The sequence below is a fragment of the Nanhaiella sioensis genome (genome assembly GCF_046557775.1).
Lineage (GTDB): Bacteria > Bacillota > Bacilli > Bacillales > SM2101 > Nanhaiella > Nanhaiella sioensis.
This window is the reverse complement of record NZ_JBKAEG010000001.1, coordinates 4,854,981-4,875,692: the sequence shown is the minus strand read 5'-3', so window position 1 is coordinate 4,875,692 and position 20,712 is coordinate 4,854,981. Positions and strand designations below refer to the sequence as shown.

14 protein-coding genes are annotated in these 20,712 nt (G+C 32.7%); 11 read left to right on the top strand and 3 right to left on the bottom strand.

What is annotated here, in order from left to right; translation table 11 throughout:
• Positions 1-847: 847 nt before the first annotated feature.
• A protein-coding gene (locus V1503_RS22950) for an IS3 family transposase (RefSeq protein WP_410629288.1) occupies positions 848-2,001 on the bottom strand; the annotation gives its coding sequence in 2 pieces (ribosomal slippage) (positions 848-1,749 and positions 1,749-2,001; 1,155 coding nt in all).
• Positions 2,002-2,453: 452 nt separating this feature from the next.
• Between V1503_RS22950 and V1503_RS22945 the strand changes: the two genes are divergently transcribed.
• From V1503_RS22945 to V1503_RS22925, 5 genes are all read left to right on the top strand, one after another.
• On the top strand, positions 2,454-3,344 hold the full coding sequence (locus tag V1503_RS22945; RefSeq protein WP_320257187.1) for an ATP-binding protein: 891 nt from the start codon (positions 2,454-2,456) through the stop codon (positions 3,342-3,344).
• Between the two features lie 10 nt (positions 3,345-3,354).
• Positions 3,355-5,277, top strand: a complete 1,923-nt coding sequence (locus V1503_RS22940; protein ID WP_410629287.1) for a vWA domain-containing protein — start codon at positions 3,355-3,357, stop codon at positions 5,275-5,277.
• Between the two features lie 258 nt (positions 5,278-5,535).
• Entirely contained in the window at positions 5,536-5,766 is a 231-nt protein-coding gene (locus tag V1503_RS22935) for an excisionase family DNA-binding protein (protein ID WP_320257185.1), read from the top strand.
• A 603-nt stretch (positions 5,767-6,369) separates the two neighbouring features.
• The gene (locus V1503_RS22930) at positions 6,370-6,942 is read left to right on the top strand and encodes a TetR/AcrR family transcriptional regulator (RefSeq protein WP_214481826.1); all 573 of its coding nucleotides are present in this window, start codon (positions 6,370-6,372) and stop codon (positions 6,940-6,942) included.
• A gap of 298 nt (positions 6,943-7,240) precedes the next feature.
• The gene (locus tag V1503_RS22925; RefSeq protein WP_410629286.1) at positions 7,241-10,261 is read left to right on the top strand and encodes an efflux RND transporter permease subunit; all 3,021 of its coding nucleotides are present in this window, start codon (positions 7,241-7,243) and stop codon (positions 10,259-10,261) included.
• A gap of 206 nt (positions 10,262-10,467) precedes the next feature.
• Here the strand turns inward: V1503_RS22925 and V1503_RS22920 are convergent, their stop codons facing one another.
• On the bottom strand, positions 10,468-10,776 hold the full coding sequence (locus V1503_RS22920; RefSeq protein WP_410629285.1) for a hypothetical protein: 309 nt from the start codon (positions 10,774-10,776) through the stop codon (positions 10,468-10,470).
• 664 nt (positions 10,777-11,440) lie between these two features.
• On the opposite strand from V1503_RS22920, the gene V1503_RS22915 reads away from it, so the two are divergent.
• The 6 genes from V1503_RS22915 to V1503_RS22890 all read left to right on the top strand — a co-directional run bounded on the left by V1503_RS22915 (position 11,441) and on the right by V1503_RS22890 (position 18,213).
• On the top strand, positions 11,441-11,986 hold the full coding sequence (locus tag V1503_RS22915; RefSeq protein ID WP_410629284.1) for a GNAT family N-acetyltransferase: 546 nt from the start codon (positions 11,441-11,443) through the stop codon (positions 11,984-11,986).
• A 59-nt stretch (positions 11,987-12,045) separates the two neighbouring features.
• Positions 12,046-12,438, top strand: a complete 393-nt coding sequence (locus V1503_RS22910) for a RidA family protein (RefSeq protein WP_410629283.1) — start codon at positions 12,046-12,048, stop codon at positions 12,436-12,438.
• Between the two features lie 859 nt (positions 12,439-13,297).
• Complete coding sequence (locus tag V1503_RS22905; RefSeq protein WP_410629282.1) at positions 13,298-14,809, top strand: right-handed parallel beta-helix repeat-containing protein; 1,512 nt, start codon at positions 13,298-13,300, stop codon at positions 14,807-14,809.
• A gap of 710 nt (positions 14,810-15,519) precedes the next feature.
• Entirely contained in the window at positions 15,520-15,927 is a 408-nt protein-coding gene (locus tag V1503_RS22900; RefSeq protein WP_214481819.1) for a VOC family protein, read from the top strand.
• A gap of 94 nt (positions 15,928-16,021) precedes the next feature.
• Positions 16,022-16,414 carry a VOC family protein gene (locus V1503_RS22895; RefSeq protein WP_410629281.1) on the top strand — a complete coding sequence of 131 codons (393 nt, stop codon included), beginning with the start codon at positions 16,022-16,024 and terminating at the stop codon, positions 16,412-16,414.
• A gap of 152 nt (positions 16,415-16,566) precedes the next feature.
• Positions 16,567-18,213 carry a glycosyl hydrolase family 18 protein gene (locus V1503_RS22890; protein WP_214481817.1) on the top strand — a complete coding sequence of 549 codons (1,647 nt, stop codon included), beginning with the start codon at positions 16,567-16,569 and terminating at the stop codon, positions 18,211-18,213.
• A gap of 808 nt (positions 18,214-19,021) precedes the next feature.
• Here V1503_RS22890 and V1503_RS22885 read toward each other — a convergent pair.
• Positions 19,022-19,825: a S16 family serine protease gene (locus V1503_RS22885; protein WP_410629280.1), complete on the bottom strand. Its 804-nt coding sequence runs from the start codon at positions 19,823-19,825 to the stop codon at positions 19,022-19,024.
• Positions 19,826-20,712: the final 887 nt, after the last annotated feature.

The window sequence follows — 20,712 nt, the reverse complement described above, 5'->3', positions numbered from 1 at the left end:
TTAACAAATTATTTATATATATCATTGATTACAGTAGAATAGATGTCAAATAGATGTCCCCAACTCTAGTTGCGAATGTGTTTATTTCTTAATTCGAAAAAAAGACCAATGCGAAAACAGCAATAAGAAAAAATTAAGCTAGCCTATCCCAAAGGCTAGCTTTAATTAGTATAAGGAAAAAATGATTGTTTGATTTTTATTATATATTATTAATAACGTAGTTAACCTTTGCAACCACTGAGATTTACATGAATTAGTATCATCTGTTTCCTTCAAACCAGCATTTAGTAAACAAAAATTAACATTGTCAATTACTATACTGACTATTCTTATTTTTTTGGAAGGATGGATGATGTGAAGCTTTCCTGTTATGGATTCCAACGTATTCATGCCACCTACTCATTCTTGGAACATTGAAGCAGTTAAATTGCTCCCATTTATACACTTTGCCTTTTACTAGCATTCCTTCTTGCAATACTGCAAATATACTTCTGTCACCCGTCTAAGTAACGAGAATAGTTATTAAAAAGAGGTTCGGGAAAGTCTCAATCATACTTTTATTGTTTATATAACCCAAAACCAAAACAGTAGTTAGTATTAGTGTCATGCTAAAAGTAGTTCATTTGATTATTTTCTATTGTTTGGATGCAAAGGAGTGATTTGTAATGATCATGCCGTCGACTAACATGCCGTGTTGTTGCAGGTCTTTTGGCGTAGGATATACTAATGTATCAGAGATTTGGATCAGTTTTTTTGTTTTATTATAATGAAATATGGTTAAGCCAATAAGTAATATTAATAAAATAGTGAACTTGAGTCAATATCTTGGACACAAAAAGATTAAGTTTTATGCAGAGTCTTTGAATAGTTCTTCTATTGCTTGAGGTGTTTTATAAGCAATGCTCCTATGCTTTCTTTTTCTGTTATACCAAGCTTCGATAAATTCAAAGATGGCGATATTGGCAGTATTATAGTCTAGATATTGAACATGATTTACTTCTTCTTTCTTCAATATAGCATGGAATGATTCAATACAGGCATTATCATAAGGGCATCCTTTTTGACTAAAGGAGTGTGTTATACCATAAGATTTAATACGATCAGTAAATGCTTGGCTTGTATATTGTGAACCTAGGTCAGTATGTAGAATTAACCCTTCGGGTGGTAATTGAGTTACGTAAGCGTTTTCTAGAGCTTTTATTACGACATCTGTTGTCATTTCATCTGAAAAGGAATAGCCGACAATTTTTCGCGAATGTAAATCCATCACCGATGCTAAATAGCACCATCCGTCTTTCACCGTATGCACATAAGTTATATCAGCTACCCACTTTTCATTAATTGATGAAGTTGAAAAATCCCTTTTCAAGATGTTTTCTCGATTTACAACTTTCTCATTTGAACTATATGGACGGAATTTCTTTTTAACAATAGAGTGGATATCAGCTTTTTTCATTAAACGTTGGACACGTTTCAAACTGATATGTATTCCTTCTTCTGTTAGTTGATGGTGAATTTTTGGAGCCCCATAACGTCCTTTACTCTCTTTATGGATGGCTATCATTCGCTCAGTGATTTGTCTATTTTCTTTTTCACGTTTTGTTTCAACCTTATTTAATGATTGATAATATGTACTGCGAGGTATATTCAATACCTCACACATAAGTGACACTGGATGTTCTGTCGTTTTCTCTTGGATGAAGCCAGTTAGCTCGTCTGGATTTACTTTTTCGCGAATATGGCCATAGCCTTCTTTAAGATTTCATTCTCCTCTTGAAGACGAAGCATCTGCTTTTGCATCTTAGAAATATCATCAGCCGTAAGGCTTGAACCATCTTCTGTTTTAATAGGAGAGTACTTCTTATTCCAATTATAAATAGTTACTTCCGATACGCCATATTCATTACTAAGTTCTTTGACAGAGCTACCAGAACGGTAGAGTTCAACGATCATCTTCTTGAAATCTTGAGTATATTTTTTGCCTGTATTTTTGTTTCCCATCCGGACACAACCTTTCTAAGTACATTTTAAGTACTTAACGTTTTTGTGTCCATAAAACTATACTAACTCCATAGTATCTAGTACTAACATCATGCATGCAAAGCACTTTTACCTAACACAAATATAAGTAACAATAATGTATAGTAATTGTAGTTAAATAAGTAAATTCGTCAATATAACCTAGATTCCTCAGTATCTTCCTTATATACTTGCAGATAATTATTTATCAATGAGCACACATCTTGCCAATTTACTATTATTCTTTATACAATACATTAAGTAATATTTTTTTAAAAGTAGGCTGAATGAGCATATACTTTTCAATTTAACGCACAAATAGAATTTCAAAGAATCTCTTCCTCTATAAACTTTACCTTGCTATTTTTCATTCCATTAGCAACAAAGTTATCGAAAAGAGCCATAAAAATTATAGAAGGGTTTGTAACTACAGCATGACAGCTAACATAAATACGATACAATTGCCTAATCAAATAAGTAATATACTGAAAAGTAGAACCAATAATAAGTATCAACAAGAGGACAGTTTTCTAATTGGAAAAGGTGGTTATACGAGCGACAATACAAATATTTTATTTGATGCCATCGTTGCACTATCTTTAGGAAAAAATGTGTTGCTTAAAGGACCAACAGGATCAGGTAAAACGAAACTAGCTGACACGTTATCTAGCTTATTTCAGCAGCCGATGCATAGCGTTAACTGTTCGGTTGATTTAGATGCCGAAGCTTTACTTGGATATAAAACGATTAGTGACGTCAATGATCGACCGACAATCGATTTTATTCCGGGTCCAGTAATAAACGCGATGCAAAAAGGGCACCTCTTATATATAGATGAAATTAACATGGCAAAGCCAGAAACATTACCTATTTTAAATGGTGTCTTAGATTATAGAAAGATGATTACAAATCCATTTACTAGTGAAGTAGTTCAAGCTGAAGAAGGATTTGGAGTCATTGCTGCAATTAATGAAGGCTATGTAGGGACAGTTCCTTTAAATGAGGCATTAAAAAATAGGTTTATTGTTATTGAGGTACCGTATATTCAAGGTAATAGTTTAGAGAATGTTCTTAAAGAGCAATCAATGTTATCAGATGAAAAGCTAATTAAATCGTTTGTCACTCTATCTGCTGATTTAATTACACATGTGAAACAAGGGAACATATCTGAAGAGGCTGCTTCAATACGTGCACTTATTGATACATGTGACTTAGCAGTTCACTTACCTCCTGAAAGGGCTGTTCAACGAGGTATTATTGATAAGCTCGAAGATGAAAGAGAAAAGTCTGCGGTAAAAAATATAGTCGAAACTCTATTTGAATGAGGAACTATTAATGAAGCCGATACAATTTAACGATAAAAAGATTGATTCTTTCTTATTTATGGAGTTATCTGACCTTGCTAAAGCACTCACAAAAAACGAAGAGGTCGAGGTAGAGTTTGGCTTTCGTTCTTATTACGATGTCATTCAACAAAAAGCATATGTTAGTCATTTTTGGGATCTTCGAGAGCGTAAAGAAATGATAGCTGGGTTAAAGAGTGAAGTATATTTACGTTGTATTGGTAATATAAACCATACTAATATGCTGGCATATAAAGCTTTTGTCAGGAAGATAAAATCTGCAAATCTTACAAGTTTTGCAAAGCAATTATTTATGCTTCTTGAGGATATTCGTTTAGAAGGAATTTGTATCCGACAAAGACCAGGTACGAAAAAGGCATTTGTCAAACGAAGAGAAGTTTATAGAAAGTACTTTGAAGATCAACTTAAAGTCAATATAGTAAAAAGCGTATATACAGATGCACTATTTAATGCAATTTATTTACTCATTACATCCGAGTCACCGTTAGAAGAAATTCCAACTATTAATCAGAGCGTGGATTTAATCATTCCGTTTCTTCAAAGAGAGCTTCCAAAAATATATGAAGCAGAAAATACTGAAGATACTAGAAAAATATGTTGGACAATCATAGAAGTTTTGGATGAAGTTTTAATAGCTGATATGTTAAACATTTACTTCTTGTTGCCAGAAACGGTGTTGCTAGAAATTGATAAAGGGCAAACATTCAGTGACTTAAAACGTAAAGATAAATTGAAGAATGACGACATGTTGACAAAAAATCACGATGATGAAGACAAGCATGAAGATGTACTCCCGACCTGGCATCGAGAAACAGAAACGACAACAAAGAGCTTTTTGCAATTTGATCTAGAGCAAGGAACAAAGACGGATCTTATCGGTCAAGGTGTAAGGAAAGGTGAAAGTGGAGACCAAGCGATGGGTATCGTGCAAGGAAGCTCGCAGCAAAGCTCTCAAAGTGATTTTTCGCAAATGGAATTATTGGAAGGGGATCACGAGGAGAAAAACGTTGGAGGGGATTCCCCGTATGGTAAAGAAAATAAGTATGCTGTCGCTCATCAAGTGGATATTCTGAGTCCTTCAGCAAATGATATAGCTTTATATAGAGACTATAAAACTTTAGTAACACCCTACCAAAAAAAGCTAACACAAACAATTAAAAAAACTGTTGAAGCAAAAAAGATTTTGCCAAAAAATGATTTGCATTTTGGCCGCTTGAATCGAAAACTAACTAAGCTATTAACTGATGATCGTCCACGAATGTTTTATAAAAAAACGAATCCTTCTACACAATTGGACGCTGTTTTTTCATTATTAGTTGATTGTTCCGCATCAATGTTTGATAAGATGGATCACACAAAGAGTGGGATAACATTGTTTCATGAAACGTTGAAGACTCTTTTCATTCCACACCAAATTGTAGGTTTTTGGGAAGACACAGCGGACGCTACAGAAACTAATCAGCCGAACTATTTTCAAACAGTCATCGACTTTCAATCTTCTTTAAGAAAAACGAGTGGTTTTGAAATAATGCAGCTTCAAGCGCAAGAAGACAATCGTGACGGCTTTGCCATACGGTATCTTACTAAGCAGCTACTACAAAGAATAGAAAATCAAAAGTTTTTACTTGTTTTTTCAGATGGTGAGCCAGCGGCCTTTGGCTACGATCAAAATGGTATAGTTGACACGCATGAAGCTGTTCTATACGCAAGAAAAAACAATATAGAAGTGATTAACATTTTTCTGGCAAATGGAGAAATTAGTGAAGGTCAAAGGAGTACCTTTGAGAATATATATGGGAAGTTCAGTATAGTTGTAGAAAATCTTGAAGAGTTATCTGATGTACTATTCCCATTATTAAAGAAGCTATTACTAAAAACGATTCATACTGATTGATAATATGGAATCAGGTGAGATTAACTTACCTGGTTCTTTCCACCTAAATCATGTGTAGATTTACGTAGGTTAGTAGTATGTTTAGTCAATGTAAAGTGAATGTGAAAAAATAAAGGGCTTTTCGTAAGTTTTGTTACTATTTAGAATAGTAAGTATATTAGAGGTGTTGACGCTGTTACAAAATTTTTGAAAGTAGAAATCTAGTTACAATAAACAGCAAACAATGCGATAACAGCCAATTAAAAGGAATTGATAAGAATGTATCTCACAATAAAAGAACTTGCGGATTATTTATCCATACCTAAAGCATCTATTGAAGATTTAATACTACATAAAAAAATTCGAGCTGTATTTGATGGTGAGCAGTATTTAGTTAATAAAGATCAGTTTACGACACATATGGAACAATTAGAAAAATATAAGAAACTAATAGATGAGATACTTCAAGAACCTATCCCAGAGGATATAGATGTGAAGGATGAAGATTGATTGACTATGCTGAACTTCTCACGGCTTAGCTAACGCATGGGATGAAGCCTCTAAGTTCGACGATGGAGCTAGCCTTTTGTATCCCTAAATGTGACTTACCGTCGTACCTCTTGTAGATGTCAGGTAAAGGGAGTTTAGTCTGTATGGTAACTATATTACAAGCAGAAGGGAATATTGGCTTTCGCATAGGTTTGTGCGCTCAACTCTATATAATAAGTTGCCGGAGAATGAGTCATAAGGATTTTATTACATATTTTTGCTATCGTTAAACCGAATTCACTTATTCCTTACCATTGAGCTACGCCATTAACATGGTTAATTTAGTAATGCTTTATGTATTGTAAGGTTTCAATTCACCACTTAAGTGGTGTGCTGACCTCAACTAAAATCTTTGAACAACATCAAAGATTTTACATCCTCATTTATGTTAATTACTAAAGAGGAATTGTTTTCTACTCAAAAATAAGATACGATAAATGCAAAAAATAACAGTTAAAATCTATATATTAGTATAAATAAAGGCGTTTTCGCATAAAAGGGCCTAAATAAAAGGAATAACAATTTGTACTTAAACTGTAGCTCTACGGAATGAAGGTGAACTTCATGGGAAGAAAGAAAAGAATAGAAAAAAAAGATCTTTTTGAATCAACTCGTAAATTACTTATTGAAAAAGGGTACGAAGGTTTTCATTTTAAAGCACTTGCTGAACAACTTAGTGTAGGTAGAAGTACCATTTATGAATACTATGCTAATAAAGATGAGCTTATTTTTCATTACATAAAGCACGTTTCAGATAAAATTTATGGTGAATGTAAAAAGATGTTAGAGCATACTGATCCTTTAGTACAGCTTCAAGAATTGCTTACTATTTTTCTTAAGCACGGGGAAACGATTCACGAAATGATCCAAGTATATAAACATATGAAGGCGTCATCAAATCATCATGATGAAAAAATGGATGTACTTGAAAAAGAAAATGAGCGTTTCTTTGAGATATTAGTTGATGTGATAAAATGTGGGCAACGAGGGTTTGTTATCCGCAATGATTTGCAAGCGCATAGCATAGCCAGTGTCTTTTTTAGTTCTATTTTGATCCCAAATACTTTAAATATGGATATTGACCAATGGAGTGAAACATTATTTACTTTATTTTTTGATGGTATTAAGGCCAAATAGTTGACACTTCTGTCGGGAATGTGTGATAATAACTCTGATTAAGGAGTTTTTTTGGACGTATTCGACACATGTGTCGAAAAAAGGGGAGTGATGGACCGAAAAGTTATTTTTACTATATAACTAAGCTATGATTTAAGAGATTAATAATTTTTTAGTCAAACAGTTTGAAAACTTATAACCGATGCAAACCGTGATTATGATAAAACATAACTTCTGACATTACATTATGCATGCTTACTGCTTATGGAAAAAAGAGTGTTAAAAAATATAATATTAAACGAACAGAAAGGAAATGACGATGACTTTTTTAACAAAATTTAGCTTAAAAAATGCCGTTGCCGTTTTTATTATATCTTTTCTTTTATTATTTACAGGTGCATATTCTTTTACTACGTTAAAGCTTGATTTGTTGCCTGATATTGAATTTCCACAAATATCTGTTGAAGTAATATATCCTGGTGCTTCGCCTGAGGATATGGATGAGTTAGTGACAAGTAAACTGGAAGATAAATTTAAAACGATCGAAGGTGTGAAAAGAGTCCAAAGCTCGTCATTTGAAAGTGTAGCCATTTTAAATTTAGAATTTCCATTTAATGCAGAGATGGACGATATTGAAGCACAAGTTAATAACTATATGAAGGAAACTATACTCCCTGAAGAAGCCATTACGAGTGTGAACCGTTTTTCATTTGGTTCATTACCTATTTACAACATTTCACTATTTGCTAAAAACAATAATGACTTGCAGGAATTATTAGAGGCAGAAATTTTACAAGAACTTAATAAAATTCCAGGCATAAATAGTGTTAGCGTTGGCGGTTTGCAAGAAGAACTTGTACAAATTACAGTAAATCGAGTAGAAGCCCAGCGTGCGGGTTTAAGCCTTGCACAAATAAAGGAGCTAATAAACGGAAAATACTTGTCGTTTCCTGCTGGTAATATTAAAGCAGATGATATACAGATCCCCATACGTATTAAAGAGGGCTTACAATCAGTTCAAGAATTAGAGAATCTTATTGTTTCATCGCCATTCGCACAAGACGGTAAACCTCTCTATTTGAAAGATATAGCGACAATAGATTCGGTTATAGAACAATCAGAATTAACAAGGTATAACTTAAATGATTCACTTTCCTTAGCGGTTATTAAAAAACAAGATGCAAATACTGTTGAAGTAGCCGAAGAAGTGTTAACTGTGTTGGATAAATATTCAAATGAACTAGATTATGCGATAGGCTTAGACTCTGCTGAAGGTATTGAGAAATCAGTTGAAACATTAGTACGAGAAGGTTTATTAGGAGCACTGTTTGCATCAGTAGCAGTATTGCTGTTTCTTCGAAATGTAAGAGCAACGATTATAGCAATTATCTCCATACCATTATCACTACTTGTATCTTCAATATTTCTAGCTCAAATGGATATTACGTTAAATGTTATGACGCTTGGAGGAATGGCGGTAGCAGTAGGAAGAGTAGTAGATGATAGTATCGTAGTTATAGAAAATATATTTAGAAGAGTAAGGAAATCAAAGTCGAGTATAACAGACGACATTATTCAAGATTCAACGAAAGAAATATTAAAAGCTATCACATCTTCTACGCTAACGACTGTTGTAGTGTTTTTACCCCTCGGCTTTGTTGGGGGGATAACAGGAGAATTTTTTCTACCGTTTGCTTTAACAATTGTGTTTTCATTATTAACATCGTTGCTTGTAGCTATTACTATTGTACCTATATTAGCAAAATTTTCTTTCAAAAAAATACCCGAAGAAGAAAAAGAGGGTGTCTTACAGAGGTTTTATGGTAAAACAATCTCTTGGTCATTGAATCATAAAGCGCTTGTGTTAGTAGTTTCGCTCCTCTTACTCGTTGGTTCGGGATTCTTAGTTCAATCCTTAGGATTTACATTTATCCCTAATGAAGAAGAAAAGACACTAGTTGCGAGTGTCGAGCTCCCATCCTCTACATCATTAGATAAAGCAAATGATGTATCTTTGCAAATTGAAAAAATGTATATAGATCAATCAGAAATCAATGAGGTTACAGCTGGTGTAGGTAGCCGCGATTTTCGTACCGGATTAAAAAAACAAAATCAGGCTAGTTATTTTCTTACGTTAAATGAAGATGTAAACACTGCTTCATTAGTGAAAAAATTAGAAGGGAAAATGGAACAAATCGTTGATGATAATGCTCCTGGAACAAAGATCGGTATTCAAGAGCTTGAAACAGGAGGACCACCTACGAATAATAACGTCAATATCGATTTGTATTCAAATAATTTAGAAAAACTTCAAGAAGCATCAATATTAGTGGAAGACTATTTGCTAAATCACCCCTCTTTGAAATATGTAACGAACAACTTTGAAGATAAGCAAAAGCAAGTTGTTGTAAATATATATTCAGATAAAGCACAGCAATACGATGTATCAGGTTTTCAAATTCTAGGGACGGTTGTTGATCAAACAAAGCCAGTTTCCCTCGGTAATCTTGCTTTTGACGAGAAAAATCATCGTGTTCAGTTATCATATAACGATGACATCACCTCGCTCGAGCAATTAAAGAATACACAAATTTTTACTGCACAAGGACCTATTGGTATAAAAGAGCTTGCAGAGGTTAAAGAAATTGAAACGTTTACGTCGATTCAAAAATTAGATGGAAAAGTATTTGCACGTATCTCAGCTCAAATAGATTCAGAAAATATTCAACAGATTACACAGGAGGTTATCACGGGAGTTGAAAGAGATGTAGTTCTTCCGGAAGATGTGTCTTTTGAAGGCGGCGGAGGTAGTGATGAGACTGTTGAGACATTCCAACAACTAGGGATGGCCATGATTTTTGCAATTGGACTCGTTTACATCACCATGTTGATCACTTTCGGTAAAGCTCGAATTCCATTTATCATCCTATCTTCACTTATATTTGTACCGATCGGATCATTTGTTGGATTGTCAATTGCACGTGAACCACTATCTGTAAGTGTGATGATTGGATTTTTAATGTTAATTGGTATCGTCACGACAAATGCGATTGTTCTTGTTGACAGAATTGGCCAAAATCGTGAAGAAAAAGGGTTTACTATACGACAGTCAATAGTTGAAGCCGGTAAAACAAGGCTACGCCCGATATTAATGACCGCATTTGCGACGATCGCTGCGCTGTTGCCTTTAGCATTTACGACATCATCTGGGACACTAATTTCTAAGGGCTTGGCAATTACAGTAATTGGGGGACTTACTTCGTCTACGCTGTTAACATTAATCATTATTCCTGTAGTCTATGAACTATTTTTTTTCAGCCAAGTGAAAAAGGAAAGATAAAAAAATATATTTTTAACATGACAAAGGCACATGTATTTTAACATGTGCCTTTTATACTATTTTTGATTAAAATAATCTACTATAGCATGATAAATTTCGAAGCCTTGATAAGAAAATAGAGTGATTGCAGTAGCAGAGAAAAATCCCATCATAATTAATTTAATCCATGTCATCTTCATGCTCCCCCTTGTTATCGAAATATTATTTTAAAGGAGGGCTTTATCCACATAATTTGACTGGAAAAAGACGGCAATCATTGAGGATAGGCGTTTTATTAAGTTAATATAATGAGAATGTAATATTAATATGTTTAATATGATGATACAGACTACTATTAACGGTGGTACCCACATATCCAATTGATTATTATTATCTAATGGCATGAATGATTCTAAGTGGGAGGTCCCAATATTTGATGTCTCTTCAATTGCAATAATATGATTATCATCTTGTATATTTAAACCGAAAAGAAGACTGTTTAGTAATAGAATTAAAATTAGCATATATTTTTTCATTGCTTTCACATCTCTTCGCAAGTGTGTAATGTAATAACTATAAACGATAATCAATTTTTTTAAAAGACTGATTTTGCATTGACGGAAAATAAGGGAGCCCTTTACACAAGCTATGGAAAATAAAAATTGGAAAAATGTAAGATGGAAAAAGAAAATTCAATAGAACGCTAACGAAAAGAGCCTTTAACGAAAAAGTGAACAAAATGAGCAACAAGTAAAATCAAGCTATTAAAAAGTAATAAGTATAATAAAGCAGCGACGACATAACCAAGTCCTTCATTATGTAGAAGCATGGCCAGTTGCAAACCTATAAAGAAGTATAGAAAAGGAATAACTAGCATAATCAAACATAATTTTAAGTTTGAATTATTATTTTTAATATTTTTTACAAAGAAATACCAACTTCCTATAATGATTATTATAGCTGTGGTGTATATAATCAACCCATTTCACTCCTTTATTAATGATTCATCACTCATTTTTAAAATTATCGTTTATTAGACGAAATTATTGCTAAAATGTTACTTTAACTATATATAATTATTCTAATTTTCACTAAGTCATTGGATAGTAGCAAAATATGTAGAAAACTAGATGGTTAATATTCATAATTTAGTTTCAGCATAAGAGGGAAGAAGATTTAAAACATACAAGGGAGTATATCATGATTATTAGTAACCAAGAATTTTGTGAAAAGGGCCTACACTATACGATTAGATCAGCAGTCGTTCAAGATGCACAAGAGTTGTCCGAATTAAGACTACAGATTGATGGAGAAACAGAGAATTTGGATAGGGAAAAAGGTGAGGCATTTATTGATTCCTCAGGATTTGAAGGGATCATAAAAACTGATAGTGAAAAAGAAAGAAATCTATTTTTAGTTGCTGAAACTCGTAATCAGATTGTAGGATTTGCAAGATGTGAAGGTGCTTATTTAAGAAGGTTCGCTCATAAAGTAGAGTTCGGTGTCGGTGTATTAAAAGATTTCTGGGGACATAGTATAGGAAAAAATCTATTAAAAGAATCAATTAAGTGGGCTGATGCAAATAGCATTAAAAAAATGACATTGAATGTCTTAGAATATAACGAGAAAGCAGTTTATCTATATAAAAAGCTCGGTTTTGAAGTTGAGGGTGTATTAAAAAATGATAAAATCCTATCAGATGGTAAGTACTACAATACTATTGTTATGGGAAGGTTTAAAATTTGATTTAACACGATAGTTATCTATCATATGATACTATTGTAAAATTGGGAGGTAGTGCGTGAATGAGTGAGAGAAAAAAGGTCTTGACTGGGTCACCTTGGGAATCAACTGTGGGTTATTCAAGAGGGATTCGTGTGGGTGATCAAATAGAAATAGCAGGAACGACTTCTATGAAAAATGGTCTAGTTATAGGTGAGGGTGATGCTTATCAACAGACTGTTTGTATTTTGGAAATAATAGAAGAGACACTCCAAAATCTTGGTTCAACCATAGATGATGTTGTTAGAACAAGAATGTTTGTAACTGATATATCTAAATGGGAGGAAATAGGAAAAGCTCATGGAGAGATTTTCAAAGATATACAACCTGTTGCTACGATGGTTGAGGTCAACGCACTTATAGATCCAAGGTTATTAGTTGAAATAGAAGCTGAAGCGATCGTACGTAATGAATAATTCAGCGTATTGATTAATAATACGTTGATATTTGCCCAACTGTTGCATTTAACAATGTGTAGTCTTCATTGGTGGTATTTTTAATCAGGTGGAGTAGAGTCTCCACCTGATTTTTCAATATTGAAATTTACTTGATGGAGTCACTTATGTTGTTAATTTAATACGTATATTATTAGGTTCATAGTATCTTTTCTTATTAACACATGAATAGTATTTTAAAAGATCTTACTTAATCTTATAATTAAAATGCTGTTCTATTATTAGAACTTTCCTCGTACTATCAAAGTCCTCTGGTTCCTTTATTATTACAATGACTTACCACCGTAGTAAGTTGTTAAGATATATGTTTTGCAACAACAGTTTAATTCTTTAAAAAGGTAGCATCATAAATCTTTCTCCATAAAAAAAATCAAAATCTCGCTCCTAGTTGAAAAACATACTACGCTTTATATCGTGTAGTTACTATGACGGAATGATAGGAGAACTATATCCAAATTAATAGGATAAGACGTAGGACATATATTTATTGTTATTAATTATCAGAATTTTTCGGATACAGTACAAAATTTTTAGGATGGATTGTATGAAGATGTTTGTAAAAAGTTATTATAATCCATTCAATTGTATTTTTTCTTATGTTCAGCAGTTTAATTAAGTCTATCGATTTGGATTCTATCTATAGTAACAGATATTCCTTGTCTGTTACACGCCTTTTTGCAAAAACTAAAACACTCGTCTATACGTTTTTTCTGTCCTCGCATAAGATGGTTAAGTGATAGAATCTCAGAAATATATTGATAATCTGAATTATCCTAACCTGCTTGCCTAAAGCAATGAAATAATGAAAGGATATGAAAACATGAACACACTTATCGTTCCAACAGATTTTAGTACGATTCAAGAAGCGGTTGACGCAGCAAAGCAAGGTGATATCATCAAGGTACTTGGAGCGGGTGGACCCTACGCTGGCGCGATGATTTCAACGAGCAATCTTTCCCTCAAAGGTGAAGGTAATCCTATAATAGAAGGTTCTGTTAATGGATTTCTACTTAACACTGTTTCGGATGTCTTAATTGAGGGTTTTATTGTCCAAAATAGTGTTCATGGTATAAATTTAATGTCAAGCAACAATAACACTATTATAAAAAATAATGTTCAAGATAATAGTGTTAGTGGTGTAAGCTTATTGGCTAGTGATTTCAATACTATTGGAAAGAATATTATTGATAATAATAATGTAGATGGAATAAATTTAGCGTTCAGTAACAACAACATCATTGAAAAGAATACTGTTCAAAATAATAGTGTTCAGGGTATATGGTTATCTTCTAGTAACAATAACACCCTTGAAAAAAATATCGCTCAAAAAAATAGTATTCATGGCATAACTTTAGCCTCAAGTAATGACAACACGCTTGAAAAAAATATCGCTCAAAGGAATAGTGTTAGTGGTGTAACTATAGCGTCTAGTAACAACAACATGCTTGAAAAAAATATCATTGAAAATAATAATCTTAACGGTATAACTTTAATGACTAGTAACAACAATACACTTGAAAAAAATACCGTTCAGAATAATTTTCTTAATGGCATAAATGTATTGGTTGGTAACAGCAATACACTTGAAAAGAATACCGTTCAAAATAATGGTTCTGACGGAGTAGGGTTAGAACGTTCTGACTACAATATGCTCGAAAAGAACACCGTTCAAAACAATATTTTTGACGGGATAGAATTAGAAGGTTCCGACTACAATACGCTTGAAAAAAATACCGTTCAAAATAATGTTTTTGACGGAATACAATTAGCAGGTTCTAATAACAATGCGCTTGAGAAAAATACGGTTCAGAACAATTTTTTTGATGGTATAGAATTAGAAGGTTCCGACAACAATTCCCTTGAAAAAAATACAGTTCAAAATAATGCTTTTGATGGTATAGAACTAGTAGGGTCTGACAACAATATGCTTGAAAAAAATACCGCTCAAAATAATGGCTTTGATGGGATTGAGGTAGAAGTTTCCCACGACAATACGCTTAAAAATAATACCATTCAAAATAATGAGTTTGATGGGATAGAGTTAGAAGTTTCTCACGATAATTCCCTTGAAAAAAATCTTGTTCAAAATAATGGATCTGATGGTATTGAATTAGAAGTTTCGGACAATAACACGCTTGAATCAAATACGATTTTAAAAAATAAGGTTAACGGAATTGAAGTAGCATCAACTAGTGAACAAAATATTGTGATTAAAAATACTACCCTCGAAAATGAAAATATAGACCTTATCGTTGATCCAAATAAGAACACTGTCGCAAACAATATTTGTAATACGAGCGACCCCGCTGGACAATGTATGGGTGGTTGTTAACCTAGTTCTCAATTAAAATGATATACCTGCTTTTGACAATGAAAGCTTAGTGTAAGAACAGTCTGGTATTCTAGGCAATTCTATTTAGTCAAAGGCCATTTAGAAGTATACAAACAAACATGTTAAAAAAAATTAATAACAATACTATATTGATCTTTAACAAACGCATTTATATAAATAAAAGGATAAATTCAAATAAATGAGAAATTATCCTTTTTATTTTATAAAAAAATCGTTATACAACGACTATTGAGACTATGTAAATTTGCTAAACTATTTAAAGGATATTAAGTAAGTGATCAAATTGTATGACTTTTACAGTTTTTTATAAAATGACTTTTTTATACGTAAACATAACATATTGAGAACGCAGATATTGTTACAACTTTAGTCTACAACATTGTTCTTGTGAAGTATTAGTAAGAATCATTTATTTACCATAAGAATATTATGTAAACAAAAATTTAACTGTTTTATTTAGTTATTACTTTAATACATACATTGAAAATGCTTATGCATTTATGTTGGTAATGTTTTGAGAAAGGAATCTAGTCACCTCATAAACAGCTATTATCCTTTTTTATCAGAAGTTGTGAAGTACGAATATATTAATGGAATGATTCATACAAAATTTTCAAGTTTTAAAGAGGTTTTTCATCCTCCAGATAGAAATAAATATTCGTAAGATTATTATGAAGGAGGATGGTAAAATGAAGATAATACCATATTTATATTTTGCAGGGAATTGTGAACAAGCTTTAAACTATTATAAAGATGTTTTTGAAGGTGAAATTATATCTTTGCAACGTTTTCATGAAGCACCTGATATGCCAGTTACCGAAGAAAACAAAAACAAAGTGTTGCATGCACGTTTCCAGATGGGGGAGCAAACAGTTTATTTTTCAGATGGCCTAGATACCCAATCTATCGAGAAAGGAAACCAAGTGACATTAACGATCGAGTTTTCAAAAGTTGATCAAGTTGAAACTGTATATAGTAAATTAGCAGAACGAGGAGAAATAATTATGCCTCTTCAAGACATGTTTTGGGGAGCAAAGTATGGTAAAGTGGTAGATATGTTTGGTGTTTGTTGGGATTTAAATTGTCAATTATCATAACTTATAAGATGATAGACGTAAGGAATACTGTTGCACGTTAAAGCAGTAAGCATTAGTCTATCACAACGGTTTAATAGAAGGAGAAATAAAAGGAATGCACGTGCAAGGCTTTAATCATGTAACAATAAATATTAGTAACCTCACTAACTCTCTTAAGTTTTATGTTGAAGTTTTAGGAATGGAACTAGTTCACCAAGGGAAGAAAGATGCCTATTTAGAATGGGGAAGTGCGTGGATATGCTTACAGGAACGGGAGCAGTATCCAAACAAACTAGTTGAACAACTGAGTGTAGATCATGTTGCATTTTCAATTTCAGAAGATCATTTTGATGCTGCTGTTAACATATTAAATGATAACGAAGTAATAATTGTGAGAGGTCCAATAAAAAGAGGAACTGGGTGGGCGATTAACTTTCTTGACCCTGATGGAACACAGCTAGAGCTACATACTTCGACATTAGCTGATAGAATGAAAGTTTCATTTTAGTTACATTTCTGCAACAATACATTTAAAATGTCCTTTTTTGTAGTATAGTAGAATATAAAGAAAACTGTCCTTCATTCCTAGATAATAGATTATAAAAATGAAGGCTTTTTTATTTTACGGGCAGAATACTTCTATGAGAAAGGTGTGCGGAAATGAAAAAAATAGGCTTAATGCTTCTTGTATCTGTCTTTTTACTTACTGGTGTCGTACAAGCAGAAGGGCGATTTAATATGTCATATTTGTATGGTGGTTCAAATGATAGTTATCTAGAATCGATAGAGAATACAAATGAACTATTAGATGTCGTCAGCCCTAACTACTTTAACTTAACAGATGATGGTGATCTAGCACTAGAAAACATTGATCCAAACTTTGTTAATCAGATTCATGATCAGAATCTTAAAATTGTTCCTTTTTTAAGTAATCATTGGGACTTTACTCAAGGCGAAAATGCTCTAAAGAATCGAGAACAATTATCTACTGACATTGCTAAAGCAATTGAAACTTATAATCTAGATGGAATTAATATTGATTTAGAAGGTCTAAATGAAACTGTTAGAGATATGATGACAGATTTTGTGAAACTCTTACGTTCAAAGCTTCCATCAGATAAGGAAATTGCAGTAGCAGTAGCATCTAATCCAAATGGGTCAACAGTTGGTTGGGCAGGACAATACGATTATGAAAAACTAGCAAACTATGCAGATTATTTAATGATAATGACCTACGATCAATCATATAGGGGAAGTAACCCGGGTCCTGTTGCAAGCATTTCATTTGTAGAAAAGTCAATCGAATCTGCACTTAATTTCAATGTTCCAGCAAATAAAATCGTGTTGGGTCTACCATTTTACGGACGTATTTGGAAATTAGAAGATTTGGATGATGAAGAAAAACCTAAAAGTGATAAAATCATCGGAGATGGGGTATCACTCACTAAAACGAACAAGTTATTTGAAACATATGATATAACGATAAGTTATTCGGATGAATATGAAACTCCTAAAGCTACCTTTGAAATAAAAGAAGGAGACGCTGAATTTCAATTAGCATCTTGGAAAGACCCCCTTGAGCCAGGCAAATATGAATTATGGTTCGAAAACGAACAATCATATAATGAGAAACTAAAGCTTGTAGATAAGTATAACTTGAAGGGTACCGGGAGCTGGAGTCTTGGCCAAGAAGATCCGTCATTTTGGACTTATTATGGTGAATGGCATCAAGGCAATGAGACAAGCGACAATCCGAAAAAAGAAACCGGATATTTCTCAGATGTACCAGCTGACTTTTGGGCGCTTGCTGATATCATTTTTGTAAAAGAAAAAGGTTGGATAAATGGGAAATCATCATCAATATTCGCACCTAATGACCATCTAACTCGGGCTCAAGCTGCTGCCATCTTAGTAAGAGCATTGGATTTACAGCCAACAAAAGAAGTTAGTCAAACATTCAATGATGTTTCTACTGAGCACTGGGCTTATAATGACATTGCAATTATTGCCCAACATAATATATTTAAAGGCAGTAATGGCAATTTTAACCCAAATGACGACATAACTAGGGAACAATTTGCTACAGTACTGTACCGAATACTTGGTAACGGGGATGTCTCAGAAGTACTACAAAATCCTTTTTCAGACGTAGATTCATCAAGGTGGTCGCATGATGCAATAGCGATTATGAAAGAAAGAGACATTTTTCAAGGTCGTGAAGACGGCTCGTTCGATCCATTAGGCAAAACGACTAGAGCACACACTGCTGCTTTGTTACATCGAATTGCAAATTTAATTGAACAATAATTCTTAAACAACAACTCAAAGCCGCGTTGCTTCTATATGCAGCCGGCTTTTTCATTTTTAACCGAATTAATTATAGCTTAATAGAACTAATTACCATTATAACGAATGCTAAGGCCATCTTTACCTTCAATAAAGGGGATAATAGTCAAATGAATCAACTGCAGTTTCCAAAATTAAAGTGAATAAAAACAACAAAGATTAAGATAAGAGGCTTATTTCCAAAATACCATCATATATATTAACCTATTCACTGCTAAGAATATGCACAATTATAACTAGAGTTTAAGATCTATATAAACAAATAATAATGTAAACATGAAACAAAGTTTGTTTGACCCTTCTATTGGAGGTCGACGAATATATCTCAGAAGCAACTAGTATTAAGAGGGTTAACTAATTGGAGGAAGGCAACATAATGATGAATGAGTCTATAAGTTTTATAGACTAATGTTAAACCTGGATTGTTGTTCAACAAAAACAGGTTATAGTTTGTTGAAACTCTCAAAAAAACTTTATTTATCTTCCTCAAGCCAAATAAAGTATGTTGCAGGATGTTGGTCCTGTTTACTAACTAAATGGTTTTGAATAATTTGGCATTTATTTGCATATAGTGAAAAATAGTGTTTATAGAGCAATTTATCTCTTAAATTCACATCTATTTATTAACTAAAAAAACTATCCCAAAACAATGGTTTTTAGGATTCTTCCACTTTTAATAACTAAAAAGTCCCTACTCATTAAAAGCAAAGACTTTTTGATGTATAGGTTAACCGAACCCAACCAAATATATATATTATTTCTTAATTAATTATTTGCTCGTTAAATAATCATATGCCTCTTCAATCGTTTCAACTGAGATTAATTGGATGCTGTAATTATTTTCTTCAACTATTTTCTTCCCTTTTCTCTCCATCGATTTTGGAATTATACAAAATTCATAACCGGATTTTGCTGCTGCCTCTATTTTAATTTCTAACCCATCTATACTACCTACCTCACCTTTGTTGTTTATAGTTCCTGTTCCTGCGATTTTTCGCCCTTTGATTAAGTCTTTATCTCCAAGTTGGTGTATCAATTCTAGAGTCATTATCATACCGTCAGAACCACCAGTTTCACCATCCTTCATTATTAAAATATCTTCAGGAATTTCACGATTTAAGAATGAGCTCGCAAAGTTCATTCCCTCTTTATATCCATTTACTTTGCTTTCTTTACTTTTGTCAATTGCAGATGAAACAATGGACTTTGTAAGAGGTAATATTATGTTAATATCTGTATTAGTTTCCCTTGTTATATGTTTAATTATTGTCAAATCTTTCTGCTTTACCCCTGGATATGTAAAAATAGTTAATTTACTAAAATGCGAGTCTTTCATTCTATATTCTTGTCTTATTTTACTTTCTAGGCTAGTTGCTTGCCCTTCAGTATAAATATAATAATAAAAGGGTGAAGAAAACGACCAATATAGCACTAGATTACCTAACAAAATCCTCGTTAATATTTTATATTTTTTGTATGTTCTCTCTTCAAAAATGCTTTTAATTCCACTTAAAAGCAAATAGGCGCCAAACAAATATAATATTAAAGGTAATGCTTCAAAAAATTCTATCAAAACAACCATCTCCAAAAACATATGTTCTTAAATGCTATTATATACAATTATAGAATTATACATATGAAAAATCAATGAAACTTAATTAAGAAACAAGAGTGTTGAAGGGATTTAAACTTAATTTAAAGTAATTAAAAATTCAAAAAAATATTATAGGTAAAGAATTAATGTCCTAAATAGCAATCCCCTTTTTTATACTGAAATATGTATTAGAAAATATATTAATGTTCAAACGATTTGAAAAAAAATTACCTTGTGGTAGCAGTGGCGTCGGCTTATGCTGGGGATTCAAGTCATCCATTGAAGGATACAAATGGTGGTTGGGGCAGGGATGTATTTCGGTGGCTGTGATGGTCAAATATTGCTTGGAATGTGAACTAGGTAGATAATACTGGAAGGTTGGAATTAATTTATCCCATGAGTGTACACTAAAAGACTGTAGCTTTAATGCTATGGTCTTTAATATTACAGTCAAAATGCTCCACTGTGTCGAATTTATAACTCATAACAACTTTGTATTAGGAGTCGATATGATGAGGTACAATTTTATCATTTACGAGCCATTACTAACTGCGAGAGAGACGACATAGTAATGACTGTTGAGTTAAATCACAACTTTATGAGATGTTAAAATGATTGTCGATTTAAAACCAGGTTGCAATATAACTCATAATAAATGTATTTCTATGGTTGAACACTGAACGAACAATTAATATCCAGCACTGAATGGAGATTTTTGATAAATACTATTGAAGATTTAAAAGTGTAATGGAAGTTCTATATAAAAAGATGTTAACAAAATTAAAAGATATAAAGAACCTCGATTATATAAAACCAAGAGAAGTCCCTGCATGGTCGCTTCATAATAAATTGGAAAATAAGTGACT